This is a genomic window from Corynebacterium sp. c7Ub_26, assembly GCF_053760365.1.
Genome location: NZ_JBSNBL010000003.1, coordinates 24,363 through 43,183 on the forward strand (window position 1 = coordinate 24,363; position 18,821 = coordinate 43,183).

At 56.4% G+C, this 18,821-nt stretch carries 16 protein-coding genes; 5 read left to right on the forward strand and 11 right to left on the reverse strand.

The features are described 5' to 3' along the window. Window positions 1-9 precede the first annotated feature (9 nt). The 7 genes from deoD to ACWORE_RS05935 form a co-directional block, all read right to left on the reverse strand. Window positions 10-726: a purine-nucleoside phosphorylase gene (deoD, locus tag ACWORE_RS05905; RefSeq protein WP_448234496.1), complete on the reverse strand. Its 717-nt coding sequence runs from the start codon at window positions 724-726 to the stop codon at window positions 10-12. A 346-nt stretch (window positions 727-1,072) separates the two neighbouring features. Then, window positions 1,073-1,849 (reverse strand): phosphate ABC transporter ATP-binding protein PstB, encoded by a 777-nt coding sequence (gene pstB / locus ACWORE_RS05910; protein WP_012731068.1) that lies wholly within the window; start codon window positions 1,847-1,849, stop codon window positions 1,073-1,075. A 52-nt stretch (window positions 1,850-1,901) separates the two neighbouring features. Further along, on the reverse strand, window positions 1,902-2,843 hold the full coding sequence (gene pstA / locus ACWORE_RS05915) for a phosphate ABC transporter permease PstA (RefSeq protein ID WP_455303139.1): 942 nt from the start codon (window positions 2,841-2,843) through the stop codon (window positions 1,902-1,904). 63 nt (window positions 2,844-2,906) lie between these two features. Next, window positions 2,907-3,971 (reverse strand): phosphate ABC transporter permease subunit PstC, encoded by a 1,065-nt coding sequence (gene pstC / locus ACWORE_RS05920; protein ID WP_406605590.1) that lies wholly within the window; start codon window positions 3,969-3,971, stop codon window positions 2,907-2,909. Between the two features lie 101 nt (window positions 3,972-4,072). Next, complete coding sequence (gene pstS, locus ACWORE_RS05925; protein WP_455303334.1) at window positions 4,073-5,188, reverse strand: phosphate ABC transporter substrate-binding protein PstS; 1,116 nt, start codon at window positions 5,186-5,188, stop codon at window positions 4,073-4,075. Between the two features lie 176 nt (window positions 5,189-5,364). Then, on the reverse strand, window positions 5,365-6,441 hold the full coding sequence (gene mshD, locus ACWORE_RS05930) for a mycothiol synthase (RefSeq protein WP_455303140.1): 1,077 nt from the start codon (window positions 6,439-6,441) through the stop codon (window positions 5,365-5,367). Window positions 6,442-6,590: 149 nt separating this feature from the next. Then, window positions 6,591-7,268, reverse strand: a complete 678-nt coding sequence (locus ACWORE_RS05935; RefSeq protein WP_296137325.1) for a winged helix family transcriptional regulator — start codon at window positions 7,266-7,268, stop codon at window positions 6,591-6,593. 140 nt (window positions 7,269-7,408) lie between these two features. On the opposite strand from ACWORE_RS05935, the gene ACWORE_RS05940 reads away from it, so the two are divergent. Together ACWORE_RS05940 and ACWORE_RS05945 are read left to right on the forward strand one after the other, a co-directional pair. Next, a complete protein-coding gene (locus tag ACWORE_RS05940) occupies window positions 7,409-8,302 on the forward strand; it encodes an LmeA family phospholipid-binding protein (protein WP_455303141.1) in 894 nt (297 codons plus the stop codon). A gap of 70 nt (window positions 8,303-8,372) precedes the next feature. Next, window positions 8,373-9,107, forward strand: a complete 735-nt coding sequence (locus ACWORE_RS05945) for an FABP family protein (RefSeq protein WP_455303336.1) — start codon at window positions 8,373-8,375, stop codon at window positions 9,105-9,107. Between the two features lie 15 nt (window positions 9,108-9,122). Here the strand turns inward: ACWORE_RS05945 and ACWORE_RS05950 are convergent, their stop codons facing one another. The 3 genes from ACWORE_RS05950 to ACWORE_RS05960 all read right to left on the reverse strand — a co-directional run bounded on the left by ACWORE_RS05950 (window position 9,123) and on the right by ACWORE_RS05960 (window position 11,716). Then, window positions 9,123-10,058, reverse strand: a complete 936-nt coding sequence (locus ACWORE_RS05950; protein WP_455303142.1) for an esterase/lipase family protein — start codon at window positions 10,056-10,058, stop codon at window positions 9,123-9,125. A 73-nt stretch (window positions 10,059-10,131) separates the two neighbouring features. Then, the gene (gene hchA, locus ACWORE_RS05955; RefSeq protein WP_455303143.1) at window positions 10,132-11,028 is read right to left on the reverse strand and encodes a glyoxalase III HchA; all 897 of its coding nucleotides are present in this window, start codon (window positions 11,026-11,028) and stop codon (window positions 10,132-10,134) included. Window positions 11,029-11,173: 145 nt separating this feature from the next. After that, window positions 11,174-11,716 (reverse strand): YceI family protein, encoded by a 543-nt coding sequence (locus ACWORE_RS05960; RefSeq protein WP_406605586.1) that lies wholly within the window; start codon window positions 11,714-11,716, stop codon window positions 11,174-11,176. 270 nt (window positions 11,717-11,986) lie between these two features. On the opposite strand from ACWORE_RS05960, the gene ACWORE_RS05965 reads away from it, so the two are divergent. Both ACWORE_RS05965 and ACWORE_RS05970 read left to right on the forward strand, forming a co-directional pair. Continuing rightward, window positions 11,987-14,929: an FAD-binding and (Fe-S)-binding domain-containing protein gene (locus ACWORE_RS05965; RefSeq protein WP_455303144.1), complete on the forward strand. Its 2,943-nt coding sequence runs from the start codon at window positions 11,987-11,989 to the stop codon at window positions 14,927-14,929. Window positions 14,930-15,298: 369 nt separating this feature from the next. Next, window positions 15,299-16,168, forward strand: coding sequence for a hypothetical protein (locus ACWORE_RS05970; protein ID WP_455303145.1), 870 nt, complete (start codon window positions 15,299-15,301; stop codon window positions 16,166-16,168). Between the two features lie 103 nt (window positions 16,169-16,271). Here ACWORE_RS05970 and ACWORE_RS05975 read toward each other — a convergent pair whose 3' ends face one another. After that, complete coding sequence (locus ACWORE_RS05975; RefSeq protein WP_406605583.1) at window positions 16,272-17,219, reverse strand: aminodeoxychorismate lyase; 948 nt, start codon at window positions 17,217-17,219, stop codon at window positions 16,272-16,274. 84 nt (window positions 17,220-17,303) lie between these two features. On the opposite strand from ACWORE_RS05975, the gene ygfZ reads away from it, so the two are divergent. Continuing rightward, complete coding sequence (gene ygfZ / locus ACWORE_RS05980; protein ID WP_455303146.1) at window positions 17,304-18,614, forward strand: CAF17-like 4Fe-4S cluster assembly/insertion protein YgfZ; 1,311 nt, start codon at window positions 17,304-17,306, stop codon at window positions 18,612-18,614. Window positions 18,615-18,821 lie beyond the last annotated feature (207 nt).

Below are 18,821 nucleotides of genomic sequence, written 5' to 3' on the forward strand. Positions count from 1 at the left end.
GTTGCCTGCTTAGATCGCCGCGAGTGGAAGCGCGAGCTCCATCATGGTGGTGAATGCTTTTTCCCGTTCGCTCGCGGTGGTGGCCTCGCCCGTCACGATGTTGTCGCTGACGGTGAAAATCCCCAGCGCTTCGACGCCTGCTTCTGCGGCGGTGGCATACAACCCGGCAGATTCCATTTCCACAGCGAGAACACCCATTGCCGCCCACCGCTGGTTGACGTCATCCTGGTAGTTGTAGAACACGTCAGAGCTCAGGACATTGCCCACGTGGGTGGTGATTCCAGCTTCCTTCGCCCGAGTTCGAACGTCCTCAATCAACCGATACGATGCGATCGGCGCATACACCCCGGGCAGGTTGTACTGGGACAGGAAATTCGAGTCGGTGCAGGCAGCTTGCCCAATGACGACGTCGTAGAGGTTGAGATCCTTCTGTAGTGAGCCACATGAGCCGACGCGGACGAGTTTCTTGATACCGAAGTCATGGATGAGCTCCCAGGCGTAGAGGGAGATAGAGGGGATGCCCATCCCCGACCCCATCACTGAAACTTCTTTGCCCTGGTAGGTGCCGGTGTATCCGAAAGCGTTGCGGACGGAGTTGAACTGGACGGCGTCGTCGAGGTAGGTCTCTGCGATGAATTTTGCGCGGAGCGGATCGCCGGGCAGGAGGATCGTTTCGGCGATGGGTACGCCGTTCGGGTTGATATGCGGAGTTGATTGTCGGCCCATGTTTTCTCCTGTTCGGGACACGTCATAACGCCACCGTGCGGTTACGTTGACAAGGTTGCAGGACTCCCCTAGGCCCGAATGACCCCCAGTTCGCCCTCTGATCTGGATGTCCGCGTGAGCTACCTGTTGTGTCGGGCGCTGTGCCCGCGAACACCGGTCCGCAACCACCTCACCTTGTCCAGCCAACGCGGATGTGGTTGCACACCCCTATGACTATCTCATGTCTTTGCCCGTGGCGCAGTATGGGCCCCGTCACTTTTCACGACAGTATGTTTCGACAACCTGACCTATGCGGGCGACGTGTCTCGGCGGGCTACTTGCCTACACAATCTACTAGTTCGAGTTGCTATCCGAACCGACCGGAAATGTAGTCTTCCGTTTCTTTCCGCTTGGGGCGCTCGAAGATTTCCTGTGTCGGCCCAGTTTCGACGAGCCGGCCTGGCTTACCCGTCGATTCGAGTGAGAAAAACGCCGTTTGGTCGCTGACGCGCGCAGCCTGCTGCATGTTGTGGGTGACGATGACGATGGTGAATTCTTTCTTCAGCTCGTGAATGAGGTCTTCCACCGCCAACGTGGAAATGGGGTCAAGCGCCGAGCAGGGCTCGTCCATGAGCAACACCTCTGGCTCCACGGCTATCGCACGCGCAATGCACAGTCGCTGCTGCTGACCACCAGAGAGCCCCCCACCTGGTTTATCCAGACGGTCTTTTACCTCATCCCACAGGTTCGCACTACGCAGCGACCGTTCGGCCACTTCTTTCAAACGCGCTTTGTTCTTAACGCCGGATAGTTTTAATCCCGCGACGACATTGTCTTCGATGGACATTGTCGGAAAAGGGTTCGCTTTTTGGAAAACCATACCGATGGTGTTTCGCACGGCGACGGGATCTACTTTGGCATCATAAATGTCTTCGCCATCTAGCTTGATCGACCCCGTGACATACGCCCCGGGCGTCACTTCATGCATCCGGTTAATTGTCCTGAGCACGGTGGATTTACCGCATCCCGACGGTCCAATAAAAGCGGTCACAGATCGCGGCGGAACATGCATGGTGACGTCTTGCACCGCGTGGAAATCTCCGTAATAAATATTGACATCTTCTAGATCTAAGCGCTTAGCCATCGTGACCGTTCTCCTTATAACCGTGTGCAGATAATTGTCCGGACTGACGTTGCTATGACTTGACCGAGAACCGACGGGAAATAAGCCGAGCCGCAATAGTCAATACAGCAATAATGACGACGAGTGTGAAGGCCGCACCCCACATTTTGTCGACGGCTGCGCCCGTCGTTCCCGCCTTATACATGGCCAACATCATCAACGGAAGCGACGTTTGTGGCCCTTCGACCGGATTGAAATTCGTACCGACGCTATATCCAACCAAGATGAGAACGGGCGCTGATTCCCCCATGACCCTTGCGACCGACAACATGATTCCGGTGATAATGCCCGACATTGCAGTGGGAAAAACGATACGGGCAATAGTTTTCCATTTCGGAACTCCCAATGCGTAGGCTGCTTCCCTCAGGTCTTGAGGAACAACCCGCAACATCTCTTCAGTGTTTCGGATAATCACCGGGACGATAAGAAGAACTAAGGCAAGAGATACGGCCATACCTGAGCGTTCAAATCCGAAGAGCACTACCCATAGCGAATAGATAAACAGCGCCGCAACGATAGAGGGCACGCCCGTCAAGATATCCACCATAAACGTGGTCACTTTCCCCAGGCGCGATTGTCCCGCGTATTCAACCAGATAAATTCCCGTCAGCACACCGATTGGGATCGATAGCGCTGAGGTTATGAGCGCTTGAATGAGCGTCCCCATAATCGCGTGATACGCACCGCCACCGGCCTGGGATTCGATAATCCCCATCTGGGATTTCATCCACCAGGTGGAACTCAAGGTGACGGTAGCACCGCGTGAGACCAGCTCCCACAGCACCCAAAGCAGCGGAATGAACGCAACGATCACCGTCGCAAAGACGAGAACCCGCGCTATTTCATTCGTCACTTTTCGACGAGTCGAAATAGCAGTAAAGGTTGTGGAGGTTTCGATTGTTTGATGCGGAGAAATATGTGGTTGTAATGCTGGCGATGAGACCGCGTGTGACATCGTGGCGCTCCCTACTTTGTGTAACTGATAGCTGGTGTGTCGGGTCGGGGCTTATCTCTGCGTTTATCTCTTCGCCACAATGGCCCGGGCGATGGCATTGACGACAAACGTCAAGAGGAAAAGAACGAGGCCAGCCGAAATGTACGCCCCCGCCTGAATGTTGTTATTAAATTCTTGAGCGGCGTTCGCAATAGCCGTGGCGAACGTCGTGCCACCGTCGAAAAGAGATCCACGGAATTCTGAGCTGGGTGAGATCACTAAGTACAGGGCCATTGTTTCGCCGAGAGCACGACCCAACCCCAGCATGGCTCCGGAAATATATCCCGAAAAGCCGAAAGGTAAGACGGTCAACCTGACGACTTCCCATCGGGTTGCCCCTAATGCCAAGGCAGATTCAATGTGGCCTTGAGGAGTTTGAACAAAAACTTCTCGGGCCGTGGCCGCGATCACGGGGAGAATCATGATGGCTAGAACGATCCCACCGGTCAACAGGTTTCTGCTTGTTGCGAAAGCAGGGGAATTAGCAAAGGTTTTGAAAAGAATGAACTGACCTGCCCAGGAATGAATCCATTCATAGAAGCCCCCAAGTTTCGGCCCCAGAACTTGGGCACCCCATAAACCAAAAACAATGGAGGGAACGGCCGCAAGAAGGTCCACAACAAATGCGATCGGTTTGACGAATCGCTGGGGACAATATTGCGCTAAAAAGATCGCTATTCCCAGCGCTACCGGCATCGCCAACACAAGGGCCACCAGGGACACTGTCACGGTGACAAAGAAAAGGTTCGGAATACCGAAGTGCATGGCCGACGTCGTCGCGGTATTCCAGTCACCACTGTACGTAAAGAAGTTCTCGGTGTTGTTCCGTAGTGCGGGGACTGCACGCCACAGCAAAAACGCTCCGATAGCAGCGATGATGACGGTGATCATCATTGCGGACCCCGTCGCCAAGCCGTGGAAGATTCGGTCACCGGCGCGGACTTTTCCTGGTGCGTTGTGGCCGTCTTGGGCCTTCGGCGGGATATCTCCGTTGTCGGGTGATGATAGTCCCGCCTGGTCGGCAGCGGAGGGAAGATGAGATCCGGCGGGCTGGAATGTCGCAGCTCCGGCGCTAGATGTAGTGGTCATTGGTGTCTCTGCACTCATTGGGGTCTATTGGAACGCTTGAACTTGGCTGTATCCGGGGAACGTGCAATCCAGAAGGTCTGACATGACGCGCATCCCTCGGATTACTTGATTTCTTTAATCGCGCTGGTCAATTTGTCTTTCAATTGACCGGTGACCGGAATATAGCACTGGTCTTCCAAATTCGAGTCCTGCCCATCATTAATAGCGACGGTCAGGAAGTCGCGAACGCGATCACCGGTGGACGAATCTTGGTACTTCGAGCACACCAGTTCATAGGTTGTGAGGAACAACGGGTAGCTGTCTTTTTCTTTCAGACCGAACAGGGCGTCGGTATCGACAACCATGTTGTTGCCCTCACCTTTATATGTGAGTTTGTCTAAGGCATTGCCCACGGTCTCTTTATTGAGTTCGACGGGGCCCTGCCCGAAATCGATCGCCGCCTCTTTCAACTTGGCTTCTTTGGCGAACCCGGCTTCGACATATGTGATGGCCCCGTCGGTGGCTCCGACTTCCTGGACGACGCCGGAGGACCCATTCGCCCCCGACCCTGTGGTGGAGGGGAACGCTTTCCCTTCGGAATCCCACTGCCCCGGCGCAGATGTCTTCAAGAACTTCTGGAAGTTATCTGAGGTTCCCGATTCATCTGAACGATAGATAACCTTGATGTCTTTATCGGGAAGATTAACTCCATCATTGAGCTTCTTGATGGCATCGTCATTCCACTTCTTGATCTCGCCCTTGAAAATCTTGGCGATCACTTCAGGGCTGAGGGCGACGCTGTCAACGCCATCCAGCTTGTAAGCGACAGCGACCGGCCCGATCACCATAGGAAGCTGCCACACGTCGGATTTACAGGTGTTGTCCTTCGCCTCAGCCATTTGGCTATCGTCAAGAGGCGAATCCGACCCGCCGAAGTTGACCTGTCCGGCTATGAATTGCTTTTGACCAGCACCTGAACCGGTGCTGTTGTAGGAGAACTGTGCGCCGGGAACTGCCTGTGAGTATTTCGCAGAGAAAACGCTCATGGCTTTCTGCTGGGCAGATGAGCCCTCTGCGGTGAGTTGTCCGGTGGTTCCAGAGAGGTTCGAATCTCCGTTGGATGACGATGACTCCCCGTCCGCGCTGTTGTCATCACTATTGCAGCCCACCAAGGTGAGGGCAGAGACGGCTGCGATGGTAGCCAGGGCAGTGCCACGTCCTACTTGTTTCCTGTTCACTTTTCCTCCGGGACTCAGGGATTTCGCCAGGTCAGGAGCAGAACGAGCCACGTCGGATTGCTGACGTCATCTGCCTCCTTCGGCGCCTACTGATTCCGACACATGCGGTTTCAGGTTTGAAAGTAACCCGTGGAGGTTGCCAGTGAGCAGATTCAAGATGAACAGAGAGTGAACACTCAGAATTTCCACGCTGTGTGACGCTCAACCACCGTGAATCCGAGCGCTTCGTACGCGTGAACGGCGGGTGCGTTATCCGCCTCGACATAGAGTTCGACGTAGGCCGCATCGTTGCTGGCCAGGTACTGAATTCCCTTCGCGGTTAAGGCGCGTCCTAAGCCGCGTCCTTGAGCCTTTCGCGCGAGCCCAATCACGTACACTTCGCCGACTTTACGCCCGGCTTCGTCGTCACCCTCACGCGCTAATTTCGTCCAGTGGAACCCTAAAAGAGGGGGAAGCGAATCGGCATCATCACCCTCACTACTCCCCCAGAGCAAAAGCACGCCGTCAGGGTCGTACCACGATGCTCTCCGGGCTTGACCCAACCGTGCCTGATCCCAGCCGCCTTGTTCGGGGTGCCAGTCAAAGGCCTCATTGTTGACAGCCAACCATGCAGCATCAACCGCGTCTTTCCCCCATCGACGCGCCGATTCCGTCCAGCTGAGAACCGTGACATCATCGGGTAGCGTCGCTGCCGCCTGAGCGACGGGATTGCTATCAGACTTATCTTTGACGACAGACCCGGGAAGCTCCATCCCGAGGAGTTCACGATCAGCAGTAGCGCCAATATGTTCAGCCGCCGCCCGCGCCGCGGGGAGGTCCCCGTGCGCCCACCACGTCAACCCAATTCCATTGGTGTGGATATCACGCTCATCGCCCAGACCAAGCGACGACGCATGTGCACGCACCGCACGTTGCAGCGCCGTCGCCAGTCCGCCTCGTCGATAAGAAGGATGAACCGCGAGCTCAACGGCCGGGCCAGAAGGGTCGACGGCTGCAATGCCGCGCACATGCCCATCGACTCTGACTAATGCGTGCCAATGATTGAGGTCCGGCTCCTCCATCCCGCGCAAGAATTGTTCGGAAAACGGTGCGACGCCGTCATGCCGGGTGCTCTCGTGCAGAATTGTTTCGATTTCCATCCAGCGATCGGCTGAGGCTTGTCGAGCATTGCGAACCCGGGGAGAAACTGGCCCTAGCACCAGCTGCGTGATGATGTCACACGGCTGTGCGTTGAACGTGGGTGCGTCTGCCATCACTACAATCCTCACTCATTTCTTGGTTCTGCTCGTCTGAGCTGTTCGTCTGTACTGTTCCGGCCGAATGTGGTTGACTTTCGTCGCACAGGCTACCGGGGTTCTGGCGCGAGTCATAGTTTCGAGTCACAGTTTCGGGCACGCAACGATCATGCGTCAACGTCGATAGCCTTATAACCGACGTTACGCACGGTGGCGATCATGCCCTCGTACTCTGTGCCCAACTTGGCGCGGAGCCGCCGAACGTGCACGTCGACAGTTCGGGTGCCGCCGAAAAAGTCGTACCCCCACACTTCTTGCAACAGCTGCTTTCGCGTAAACACACGGCCGGAATGCTGGACCAGGAAGCGGAGCAATTCGAACTCTTTATACGTCAGATCCAGCGGGGTCCCGTGAATCCGCGCAGTGTAGGTGGCGTCATCAACAACAAGTTCACCGACAGTGACGACGTTCGAATCGTCGATCTCGTTGACGGGAACTGGCCGACGGGTGAGCAGGAGCCGGAAGCGCGCGTCGATTTCGACCGGCGTGGCGCTGGCCAGGAGGAATTCGTCGACGGCCCAGGAGGAATCTAGGGCGATCAGGCTGGTTTCAGCGATGGCAACGGCCACGGGCATGTCGGGGTGAGCAGCGGCAACGGTGCGGCAGAGCTCGCGTGCGCCGAGGAGGTCGGAGCCTGTGACGTCGATAACTGCGAGTTCGACGTCGTCGAGTTGTCGTGAGGACGTAGCGTCGGGGGGAAGAATGACGGTCTCGTGTGGCAACAGCGCCAAAGGCGGGAGCACCTCGGCCACGCTTGTGGCATTGGTGAGTAACGCTATCCTCACGGTGTAATCCTTTTTCGTTGACTAGCTCAACAGCTCAATACTGGGTCACTTTAGCCCAGTTCGCCCCATTGACCGAACCGGATAGTCTATTTGCGCTTGTAGGTTCGATGAATAGCCCAGAAACCGGTAAAACTGTAGGGGTGACTCATCAGCCTTCCTCGCCCGCCGGTTCCGTGCCCGTTGTGGCGCGGTCTCGTCGCCGTCGGACGGTGCGCAAAGTGGGCATCATCGCCGCTATCGCCCTGATGGTTCTTGCTGTGTGCGCATGGGTGGGAGATTCATTGGTGGCAGCTCGAACGGAGTCGCGTATCTCGCGTGAACTGCAGCACTACTCTAATTTGCCTGTTCAACCCGATGTGACAGCCGGCGGTTTTCCTTTCTTGTATGAAGCCGAACGTGGGAAGTTATCATCGCTGACGGTCGATGCTCAGGATCTCGACGTTCCTGGTTTTGGTTTGGTGACCGTCCATTCCTCGGCAACAAATATTGAGGCGTCGACACACGACATTCTTCACGGTCGGATTGAGGATGCCCCGGTAGAGACAGTATCGACGACGCTCTCACTGGACGGATTAGCCTTGGGCGAGCGGCTCGGGATTACCGACCTGACTATCCGACGATTAGCGAATACGGCGCCGAACGGCGGTCAAGAATCGGATTCGGTGTTTAGTGGTTCTATTGGTGGTTTAGATAAGCCAGCCACAGTTGCAGTTCGATTGAGAATTAAAGGCGACGTTATTTCTATGGATGCCTACGAGGTTCTCGACGGGCCGACAAGCAGGGATAAAGACGCCCCGGTTGTGAAAGGCCGAGAGATCCCCGAGGACATTCGGGATGAAATAAAGAAAGCCTTTTCCCTTCAATTAGAAGGAAAATATCTTCCACTGAGGGCACGTCCAGATTTTATTTATTGCGAGGGTGGATCTATTTTCCTGCAGGCTAGCCAACAAAATGTGACGATTAATTTGTCGGATCTGGCGCCCATGGCTCGGGAGGAACCTGAGGAAGCGAAGTACGAAAACGACAAAGAGTAAGAGGTACGGAGTAAGGAGTAGCGAGGACGAGGGGCGTGACGTGTCCTACCCCTCCGGTACGCTGGGCACCATGGCTGAAAACGACAAAGACAATGCACAGAAATTCGGCGTTCCCGGAACTGGTTCTGCGGGACAGGCAGATCGCTCCCCCAGCGACGGTTCCGCTGATGAGGGCACGCCGCAGGGTCACAAACTCGACGGCAATGAGGCCGTGAATCGCGCTGCGGAGCAGGCCAAAACGACGGCCAGCCGGAACATTCCTGTTTTTGGTGATCTGCCTATTCCGGATGACACGGCGAATTTACGCCAGGGTCCCTCTCTTCACGATGGTCTTCTGGCACTTCTTCCCCTGGTTGGGGTCTGGCGGGGCGAAGGACAAGCCCGGGATCTATCGACGGGCGAAGAATATCCCTTTGGTCAGCAAATCACGTTTGCTCATGACGGCCAGAACTATCTGTCCTATGAGTCCCGCACATGGAGGATAAATAAAGAAGGCGCGGCCTCCGGTCCCGATGAGCGCGAATCAGGTTTCTGGCGTATTAACGATAAAGATGAGATTGAATTCGTGTGCGCGCACGCCAGCGGCGTGGTCGAAATTTTCTATGGCCAGCCGACGACTGAGCGCCAATGGGATGTGCAGTCCGCGTCGACGATGGTGACGGCGTCTGGCCCCTCCACGCTGGGCCCCGGTAAGCGCCTCTACGGGTTGATGCCGAATAACCACTTGGGTTGGGTTGACGAGCGTGTCGTCGACAATGAGATGGTTCCTCGTATGTCGGCGGAACTCACTCGCCACGCGGGGTAGGTCAGTTCACGCCTCTTAGCCAAAACTGGGCGCTGACGTCAGCGACGGGATGATCTCTCCGAGAGTCGGCAGGCCATCAGGCGAATGGGGTGCCATGCAAGGCATCGTCGGATTGTCGTCTTTCAGGAGGTTGGACACCAACGCTTGCATAGATGGAAGTTTGGTCAGCCCACCGTGCCCGACGATGTCATTGGGGCACAGATCTTGGGTGATGATGTTGGTGTAGTCACCCGGGCCGTCCATCAGGTTGATGTCATACGGTGCGGCGTTGATTTCCTGCTTCGTCGTGATGGCGTAGTACTTGATTCCCGGCAGCGCTTCCGACGGAGTGTTGAGTGCGCGAATACTCTCGCCCTCTGAGGACATCTCTAGGCAGGTGTCACTGGGGCTCTTGAGCAGCTCTTTCGGAACATAAAGCCGCGCATTCGGTGGCGGGCATTGGCCTTTGCGCAAGGCATCCGCGTGATGGGGCGATCCCTTGATCATCCCGGAAAGTATCACGGCTTTTCGGACGAAATCGGCACCGCCGAAATCCTTGAGCCAGTACCGAGTCACGAGTCCACCTTGGGACCACGTGACGACGTCGAACTTATCGTGCCCAGTTTCTTCTTTCAGCTTGTCGACGTAGGTGGCCAGGCGCGCCGAGTTGCCTTTGACGGTCACATAGGGGCTGGTAGTCGGATCGTTCGGCTCCCATGTCATGAAGACATGAACGTCTAATCCGTGCTTGCGCAGGCTATCTGCATACGATTCCGCGGACTCCCGTGATTCATTGGAGGCGGACACGTAGATGACTGGGAGCGGGCCATCCGTGGATGGTGATTCGGCGGCCGCTGGAGGCTGAGCACCACCAGCGTGGGCGGGCAAGGACGACAGCAATAGCGTGATCGCGGCCGTGAGGATGACGCACAGGAACAACACTGTGCGGCGGGGAGCGGTCATGGGGATCATGAGGCTAACCTACATCACTCGGCCGCGCGTAGCTACAGTGTTGGTAACTTAATTCTGCCTAGCCGCTTTTTAGTTAGCCGTTAAATTTCTCCAACAAGGCGAGCGCCGATTCTTTCCCTAGAGCGTTCGCAGCTAAGGGGCTATCCCCTGTCAGGAGATTTCTGTCCCGTATGGTTGCCCCGGACATGTCCTCATTAGAAATGGTGATACCGGCTTCCTGGAGCTTCTCCCCCAGCTTCCACGGCATCTCGCCAGGTAAATAGCCAATCTCAATATTGGCGCCGAAGTCGAGGGCATCCGGGAAAGCCACGACGCTATATCCGGCGAAAGGATTCTCGTCAGAGCCATGACCCGCCGCTAAGAGTGCTGCTGGGCCGTGACACAGCGTGATAATGAGCCGATCATTGTTCAGAAAGTAGCGCAGCGCTTCACCTACTGAACTGTCCGACGGCACACCATTCATGGCACCGTGACCACCTGGAATAAAGACTGCGGCGTAATCATCGAGCCCCTGTGCAACGACGTCGCTCAGCTTCTTGGGCTGTTTAAAAGCGTTTTTCGTTGCATCCCACGCGTCGTTAACGGCGTCGTCCGCCGACGGAAACGCCCACCATTCGAACTTCGCCGGGCCACCTGAGATAGTCGCGACATCGACCCCGAACCCCGCTTTGTGCATGTGATAGAGGGGAAGGAGCGTTTCCACGGGGTGGTTGCCGGTAGAGAAGAACGTGCCATTCTGCATCGGCATGTAGCGCTCTTCGGTTGCGATAACGAGGACTTTCCACCGGTCACCGGTGTACGTGTCTTCGGTGGCGAGCCCGGAGAAATCGGTGGTATCCGCGGTATATTGCTCGGGGGAGTACGCCGAGGGGAAGAAGGCGTTATCCTCCGCCGGATCAGGGGTTGGCTTGCGGTTACCGTCGGCTTTTGTTGCGTACTGTTGGACAAATTCCTTTGCTTTAGTAGCCATATCGCCTTTCTACAAGGAATGGCAGGATCGTGCCACCGGTACCAGGCGGCCACGAGGTAACAACACCGGCAAGATATCCCCGACCGGCATTCCGCCGGCGACGATTAGTTAAGCGCCCTCGCTAACTATTGTTTCTTGGTTACGCTTACTTCTTCACTGCGCTGATTTCCAATTCCAACGCAACGGCGTCGGAAATTAACACTCCTCCAGTTTCGAGGGCCGCGTTCCAGGACAATCCGAAGTCCTTTCGGGAAATGGTGATGCCGCCTTCGAAGCCCACGCGCACGTTGCCGAATGGATCTTTGGCCTCACCACCGAATTCAAATGGAATCGTCACAGATCGGGTGGTTCCTGAAATAGTAAGGTCACCAGTGAGTTCCAGCGTGTTCCCTTTAATCTCTGCCGAGGTGGAAGTGAACGTTAACGTTGGATTACTGTCGACGTCCAGGAAATCGCCTGATTTGACGTGCTTATCACGGTCAGCATTACCAGTGGTAAATGAATCAGCTTGTGCTGTCACATTCACCTTGATTGACGACGGATCGAAGGCGTCGCCGGAGGCTTCCCCGGTGAAGTCCGAGAACGATCCGCGAACTTTCGTCACCATGGCGTGGCGAACGACGAATCCTAAACGCGAGTGCGATGCATCAATGTCGTAGGTTCCGTTAATGGTGGACAGGTCGGACATTATTTTCTCCTTTTTTAAGTGCTTGACACGTTGTGCCCGTGCCACTTTATGTGACACATCAACTATGTTGCTGACCTTTTGGTGACTTGTCAACTAAATGGCGGAAAATATCTCACACAGGACTCATAAATGCGCGGCAGACCGACAGGAGGCTACTAATATCTAGTCGGCAGCTGGACCCACTTTCATGAAGCATTTATGGGTGTGACGTGCCACGATCCAGAGCCACCGGTGCATGGATTTTTGTATTGCGTTCCTAGACTAAGGATCATGACGACGACACATATGGATCCGACCTCAACCCCTGTCACGGAGGCGGAATCCCCCATCACTCATCCTCACGCCGATGAAGACCCACAATTCCGGCGTTTTCTGAACACCCTTCAGTCAAACGGCAAGGAACATATTGACTATGCGGATGACGGCCTGTCCCGCATTGCGCAGGCGCACGATGCCTCGCACTACCTGCTCGTTCCGAGGGGAATCATGCGCCCGGACAGCGCCGACCAGGTCGCCCGCATCATGGCAGCCGCCGACCGGTGCAATCTGCAGGTCAGCTTCCGAGCTGGTGGGACCAGTCTATCCGGGCAGGCGACGACTGACGCGGTGATGGTCGATACGCGACGGCGGTTCCAAGACATCGAGGTTTTGGATAATGGCCGCAAGGTGCGCGTTCAGCCGGGAGCGACGATCCAAATGGTTAACGCCTATCTGTCGCTATACAAACGGAAGCTGGGTCCAGATCCCGCGTCATCAAGTGCGTGCACGATTGGTGGCGTGGTGGCGAATAATTCGTCAGGGATGCATTGCGGTACGCAATTCAACACCTATCAGACGCTGGATTCCTTGGTATTTATTCTTCCTAGTGGAACCGTCATTAACTCAGCTGACCATGATGCTGAGCAACAGTTCCGCACGCAGGAGCCAGAGTTGTTTGATGCTCTCGTTCAGATGCGTCGGCAGATTACGTCGAGCCCTGAATTAGTGCGGAAAATCAAGCACCAGTACTCGATGAAGAACACCATGGGGTATGGCTTAAATTCGTTCTTGGATTATGAGTCCCCGCTCAATATTTTCACGCACCTCTTGATCGGTTCGGAGGGCACTCTGGCATATATTGCCGAGGCTACGTTTAATACTCTGGAAGTAAAACCACGAGTTTCTACTGGGCTTCTGGTTTTCTCTAATTTAATCGACGCGTCGTCGGCAGTTCCTCAGTTGGTCGCGGATGGATTTCAGACTGCCGAGTTGTTGGACGCGACGAGTCTCAAGGTGGCACAGCGGACGGGAACGGTAGCGCGTTCAATTCATGAAATTGACGTTAAGGATCACGCTGCGCTGCTGGTGGAGTTCACCGGGGACAGCGACGACGAGCTGCACGACCGGTATTCGGCTGCGCTCCCTCACCTTGAAGCCATGCCCTTGGCGGTGCCCCACGAGATGACGTCGGATAGAAAAGAACGGAATCTCTTGTGGGCAACGCGAAATAATTTGTATGCGGCCGTTGCGGGAGCCCGACCAAGCGGGACGAATGCGTTGCTGGAGGATGTTGTCGTTCCGGTCCAAGATTTGGGGCGCGCGTGCGATGATCTCACGCATCTTTTCCAGAAACACGATTATCCCGGTTCCGTTATTTTCGGCCACGCAAAAGATGGCAATGTTCACTTCCTTTTAAATGAACAATTCAGGGATGTGAAGAAACTTCAGCGATATCAGCGTTTCACCGAGGATATGGTTGATGTCATTCTGGGATATAACGGTTCGCTCAAGGCCGAGCATGGAACGGGGCGCATTATGGCTCCGTTTATTGAGCGCCAATTTGGTTCGGAGTTGTACCAGATTATGCGTCGGATTAAGGATGCGGCTGATCCGAAGCGAATGCTCAACCCCGGGGTTATTATTACCGACGATCCGCATGAGTACGTTGAGCATCTGAAGGTGGCTGACCGGATCGAGAAGGTGGCGGATCGGTGCGTCGAGTGCGGGTATTGCGAACCGGTGTGTCCGTCGCGAAATCTGACGTTGACGCCACGCCAGCGGATTGTTCTTCGCCGTGAGATTGCTGCGGCGAAGAACCGCGGGGATACGAAGCTGGCCACGGAGTTGCAGGAGCGGTGGCAGTACGAGGGGCAGGATACGTGCGCGGTGGACGGTATGTGTCTCACGCGATGCCCTGTGGGGATCAACACAGGCGATCTGATCCGTCAGCTGCGTGCAGAAAGTGCCGGCAGTGTTGCTCAGAAGGGCTGGAAGGCGGCTGCACACGGGTGGAACCTGGGTGCCAAGGCTGGTTCGCTGGCGATGACTGCCGCACATGCTGTGCCGTCGTCCTTGCCGACGGCTGCCACGCGGGTTGTGCGGAAAGTGGTCGGCGATGACACGATGCCCTTTTATAAGAGTGCGCTGCCCCAGGGCGGCCCTTTGCGCAATGATGTCTCCGCCGATCACGTGGATTTTGTTTTCTTTCCCGCCTGCGTCAACGAGATGTTCGGTGGCATCGATGGCGATGGAAAGCGAGCAATGAATGCGACCAAGGCTTTCGAGACGGTAGCGCGGCGTGCCGGGCTCACGTGGCGCACCCCGAAAGGTATCGGTGGCATGTGCTGCGGTACGCCGCGGAAATCCAAGGGCATTTTGGAGGGCTACGAGGTCATGCGCACACGTGTGCTCTCTGGGCTGTGGGAGGCGTCAGAGGAAGGCCGACTGCCGATCGTGTGCGATGCTGCCTCCTGTACCGAGGGCATTCAGGTCATGCGGGACACTGTTAAAACGGCCGCAACCTGCGACCCTAAGTGGGAGAACGTGCAGGTGATGGACGCCGTCGAGTTCTGTGTGCGCTATCTGCTTTCCCACTTGGAAGCGAAGCGGCAGCTGGATTCTCTGGTACTCCACCCGACGTGCTCTCTGACCCATTTAGGTCTTATCGACGAGATGTGCGCGATCGCGCGCGTTGTCGCCCGGGATGTGACGGTACCGAAGCATTGGGGTTGCTGCGCGTATGCGGGTGACCGTGGGATGCTTCACCCTGAGTTGACGAAAAGCGCAACACGGGCGGAAGCGCATGAGGTCAATGAGCGGGCGTATTCAGCTTACGCATCGATCAACCGGACGTGCGAGCAAGGGATGACCGAGGCAACTGGCCAGAATTACCAGAACCTATTCCAACTTCTGGATTGGGCGACGCGACAAGAAAAGGTGGACGCGACAGCCTAAGCCTCAGTGGCGTGGTCGGCCGCGGGCGTGTGGTCGGTATAGGTGTAGCCCGTCGGTGTGACTCTCGGGACTGCGGGGCACAATATAAGCCTCTAAGCAGCGGAAATGCAGCCCTTACAGCAGAGTCACGCCGATCACAATTACTGGTTTTCAGTGTCAATTCTGGGTTATTGTCTGGGTATGCGTAATAATCAACCTATTCATAATCAGTCTCCCCTTAGCCGGCCTGATGGCCGCCCTCTGCCCTCGAAAAATCTTCTAACAAGCGGTTCCAAATCGACGGAGTTTGCCAAGGCGTACATCCGAAGAGCTCACCGCTCCACAGATCAACGCGACCCCCTATTAAGCAACAAAAGATTCGGGATAGCGTTGGGACTGACTCTCGGTCTCGCTGGCACATTTCTTATTCATGGCGCAGTAAGTGGGCGAGTTTTAGGATCGGCACACGCATCTGTTTCTGGAGCGACACCCATATCTGAGGCTTCAGCGACGGCTCAACATGCTGCTTCCTATTCCGGAACATCAGAATCTTCGACAACCCACGACTCGGGCACTGCGGAGCTTATCGAACGGAATGCAAAGTACCAGGCTAATCACAATGATGGCGCTGGAAAGGCCGATTCGGTGCGGTGGATAGATAGAACAGCAAGCTCACCTCTTGTTTTAATCGCCCCTCATGCCACCACGCAGATTCGCGATGGCAAACGGAAACCGGCTGACCTGTACACCGGCGGCATTACTGAGATTGTGGCCGACCGCATGGGCGCGTCATCATTAACAACGACAGGCAAGGTTTCAGATTGGAATAAGAATTGGTCTACGAGAAATGACGAATTCACACGGATCATCGACCGCCTTCCCAAGAATGCCGTCATTGTTGAAATTCACGGGATGAAAGATTCTTCACTGGACGAACCTGTATCTGCCGGTGCCGGTCATAAACCATCAGAGTCGACGGATGCGATCGTCGGCGCCTTGCAAGACGAGTTTGATGGCCATGTGTCGCAGGATAAATTTGAGGCAGAGTCTGGTTACACAGTGACCGATTACCTGCAGGAAAAGGGACATTCCGTCCTACAGATTGAATTAAGCCGCAGCCTCCGAGACCCCAAATCTGGCCAAGCTGGACAGACATTGGACCATCTAACACGTGCGTTTTCCAAAGCGGCTGACCAATTCCCGCAGTTGTCAACGACACCCGAAGCGGATGGAGAAGATCGGCTGCCGCATCTCACGTAAGTCGGTTCTGAGTAGCCAGCAGAGTCACACGGATTCCGGATTATATTTGGCTAGCCCGCGTATATGGACAACTCATTATAATCTCGACATCGCATAATCACGCTCACTCCCCGACGGCTTCGGCAGCAATCTCCTGTACCTCGTCCGCCGTATCCGGCCGATCGAACTCAAACCCGTCCAAGCTCAGCACCCGCGCAGCAACGCGTACTGAGGACACCAACCACACACCATCGGCCGCTTTGAGGTCGTCAAGCGTGAGACGACGCTCCTCACAATTCCAACCACGCTCGCGTGCGATTCCGAACATCGACGCTTGCGTCGTACCTGCAAGAATCCCCGCGTCTGTCTTCGGCGTCATCATGCGACGATCAGACACTGCGATCACAGTGGACGTCGGCCCCTCCAACACAGCACCGTCGTCGGAAATGAAAATTACGTCGTCAAAGTCGTGCTCATGGGCATAGCGCAGGGCCGCCATATTCGCTGCGTATGAGAGGGTCTTCGCGCCGATCAAGGCCCATGGTGATCGCTCCGACAAATCCAGGCGGAATCCTCGCTCCGCCGACATCACCTTGACACCCTCACGACGGCCACGCTCAACTTCGTCCGACATCGGCGCTACCGTAATCCACCCCGTCGGCCGGCCCGTCGACTCACGGCCACGAGACAACACCCACCGCAGGCCACAATCGCGCTCCGCTAGCTCCGGGTACTGCTTCTTCCACTCCTCAACAGCCAAATCCGTGGCGCGACCCCACAAATCCAGGTCCGGCTCGGGCAACCCCAACATGGCAGCGGAACGACGGAACCGCTTCGCATGCCGGTCCAGATTCCGCACACTTCCACCGCGGAGCATGAGAGTCTCGAAAATTCCATCACCACGGACGGCGGCGAGGTCGTCGGCAAATAACAGCGGCTGGGCCGAATCGTGGACACGGGGCTCGCGCCCTACCGAATCCAAACCTGCGTGCAACACAGAGACAACGAGCAGGGGGTTCGTACCCGGCGACTGGGGCGACAACGGTGGAAGCACAGATGAAGCAGAAGACATATCCGTATTGTATGACGGCCCTGGGACATAAACCTGGTTAAACAATTCATGATAACCACCACATTCCCGGCTACACTGACACTCGTGGCCACCCGCGAAACTTCGAACACCAGCAAGACCCCCGGAGAAACGCCGACTCCCACGACGTATCAGAGCCCGCTTCTCGACACCATCGACGGAGCCGCCGACGCGCCCGACGGGCACCAACAACACGGCGTGGCCTGGCATTATGGAAACCCTCTGGGCGAGCAACGCGCCTTTGAGCGATCCGCGGGGGCTGTCGACCGATCCCACCACCGGGTACTCCAGATCAGCGGAGCGGACACGTTGTCGTGGCTGAACTCGCTGATCAGCCAGAAAATTGATGCGCTGGAACCTGGCTCGACCACCCACGGCCTGATTTTGGACGCGAAGGGGCACATCGAACACGCGTTCACTATTGTACGGCCTCAAGCATCTTCGCCCACGTGTGCCGACGAGCCCACCGTCTACCTGATCTCCGAACCAGAGGTTTTCGGCGCCCTTCAAACGTATCTGACACAAATGGTCTTCTGGTCCGCAGTCAGCGTCCACGAAGCAGACCTTGCCCTGATTACCGTCATCGGGCCGGACACGTCGACAGTTGTGGCACACACCTTAGAGGACCATCACGCTACGGGCACGCCGACGACCACTACCCCGCCCGGTACGCTTCCCGAAGAAACGATCACATTCACCGATCCCCTCGTCGGCACGGAAGATTCTGTCCATCTTTTGGTTCCCAGGCGTGCGCTGACCGACGCTTTCACGGCGTTCATCAAGGCGGGTGCGAAACCCACCGGCCTCATGGCCTACGAGGCAGAACGCGTCAAAGCGGTCATGCCGGAGGTACACGCTGACCTAGACAGTCGCACCGTGCCGCACGAGATAGAAGCCTTTATCGGAACCCCGGCCAACGCGCCGACTCAACTGGCAACCGCCGACGATGGGCCCACGGCCTCCTATGTTCACCTGAACAAAGGGTGCTACCGCGGGCAAGAGACGGTCTCGCGGATACAAAACCTCGGGCGACCGCCCCGTCTTCTGGTCAAACTTCAAGCCGACGGTTACTCTGCTCGCCGGCCCGAACCAGGTGAGGCAATCACCTCTGGGAAACGGAAGGTCGGCCGGATCGGAACCGTCGTTGACGACTGCGACGAAGGACCTATCGCGCTGGGGCTCGTCAAGCGGAGCATCGTCGAAAAAGCAATTGCTGGTGGCGCAACCGGTGGGGCACGGTCGGCAGTGGGGACGCAAACAACCGCCCTTGAGGTCGAGGGCACAACGCTCGCCATCGACCCCGACACTACTCACCTGGACGAGGCCCCCAAAGCCGGACGACAAGCCGTCGACAAGCTGCGCGGGAAAACGCCTTAACCGACCACCCCACGCGCGCCGCTACACCAGACTCGGAGCGCCCCCATGCCTTCACACTCCGGGCACCTACCCCGAATTTTTAGTCAATAAGGGCCCTGTGCGCTGCAACAACAGCGCAATTCGGCGACATAGCGTCCCCCTATGCAGAATTTTTTGTTCAGAACCGGTAGGGTATGGGCAGGAAGAAACTATGAACTCGTCATGGGC

Bases quoted from the DNA above. Each gene is read 5' to 3' on its own strand.
- deoD (WP_448234496.1), bottom strand. From the start codon at position 726: ATGGGCCGACAATCAACTCCGCATATCAACCCGAACGGCGTACCCATC.
- pstB (WP_012731068.1), bottom strand. From the start codon at position 1,849: ATGGCTAAGCGCTTAGATCTAGAAGATGTCAATATTTATTACGGAGAT.
- pstA (WP_455303139.1), bottom strand. From the start codon at position 2,843: ATGTCACACGCGGTCTCATCGCCAGCATTACAACCACATATTTCTCCG.
- pstC (WP_406605590.1), bottom strand. From the start codon at position 3,971: ATGACCACTACATCTAGCGCCGGAGCTGCGACATTCCAGCCCGCCGGA.
- mshD (WP_455303140.1), bottom strand. From the start codon at position 6,441: ATGGCAGACGCACCCACGTTCAACGCACAGCCGTGTGACATCATCACG.
- ACWORE_RS05945 (WP_455303336.1), top strand. From the start codon at position 8,373: ATGGCTGAAAACGACAAAGACAATGCACAGAAATTCGGCGTTCCCGGA.
- ACWORE_RS05950 (WP_455303142.1), bottom strand. From the start codon at position 10,058: ATGATCCCCATGACCGCTCCCCGCCGCACAGTGTTGTTCCTGTGCGTC.
- hchA (WP_455303143.1), bottom strand. From the start codon at position 11,028: ATGGCTACTAAAGCAAAGGAATTTGTCCAACAGTACGCAACAAAAGCC.
- ACWORE_RS05960 (WP_406605586.1), bottom strand. From the start codon at position 11,716: ATGTCCGACCTGTCCACCATTAACGGAACCTACGACATTGATGCATCG.
- ACWORE_RS05965 (WP_455303144.1), top strand. From the start codon at position 11,987: ATGACGACGACACATATGGATCCGACCTCAACCCCTGTCACGGAGGCG.
- ACWORE_RS05975 (WP_406605583.1), bottom strand. From the start codon at position 17,219: ATGTCTTCTGCTTCATCTGTGCTTCCACCGTTGTCGCCCCAGTCGCCG.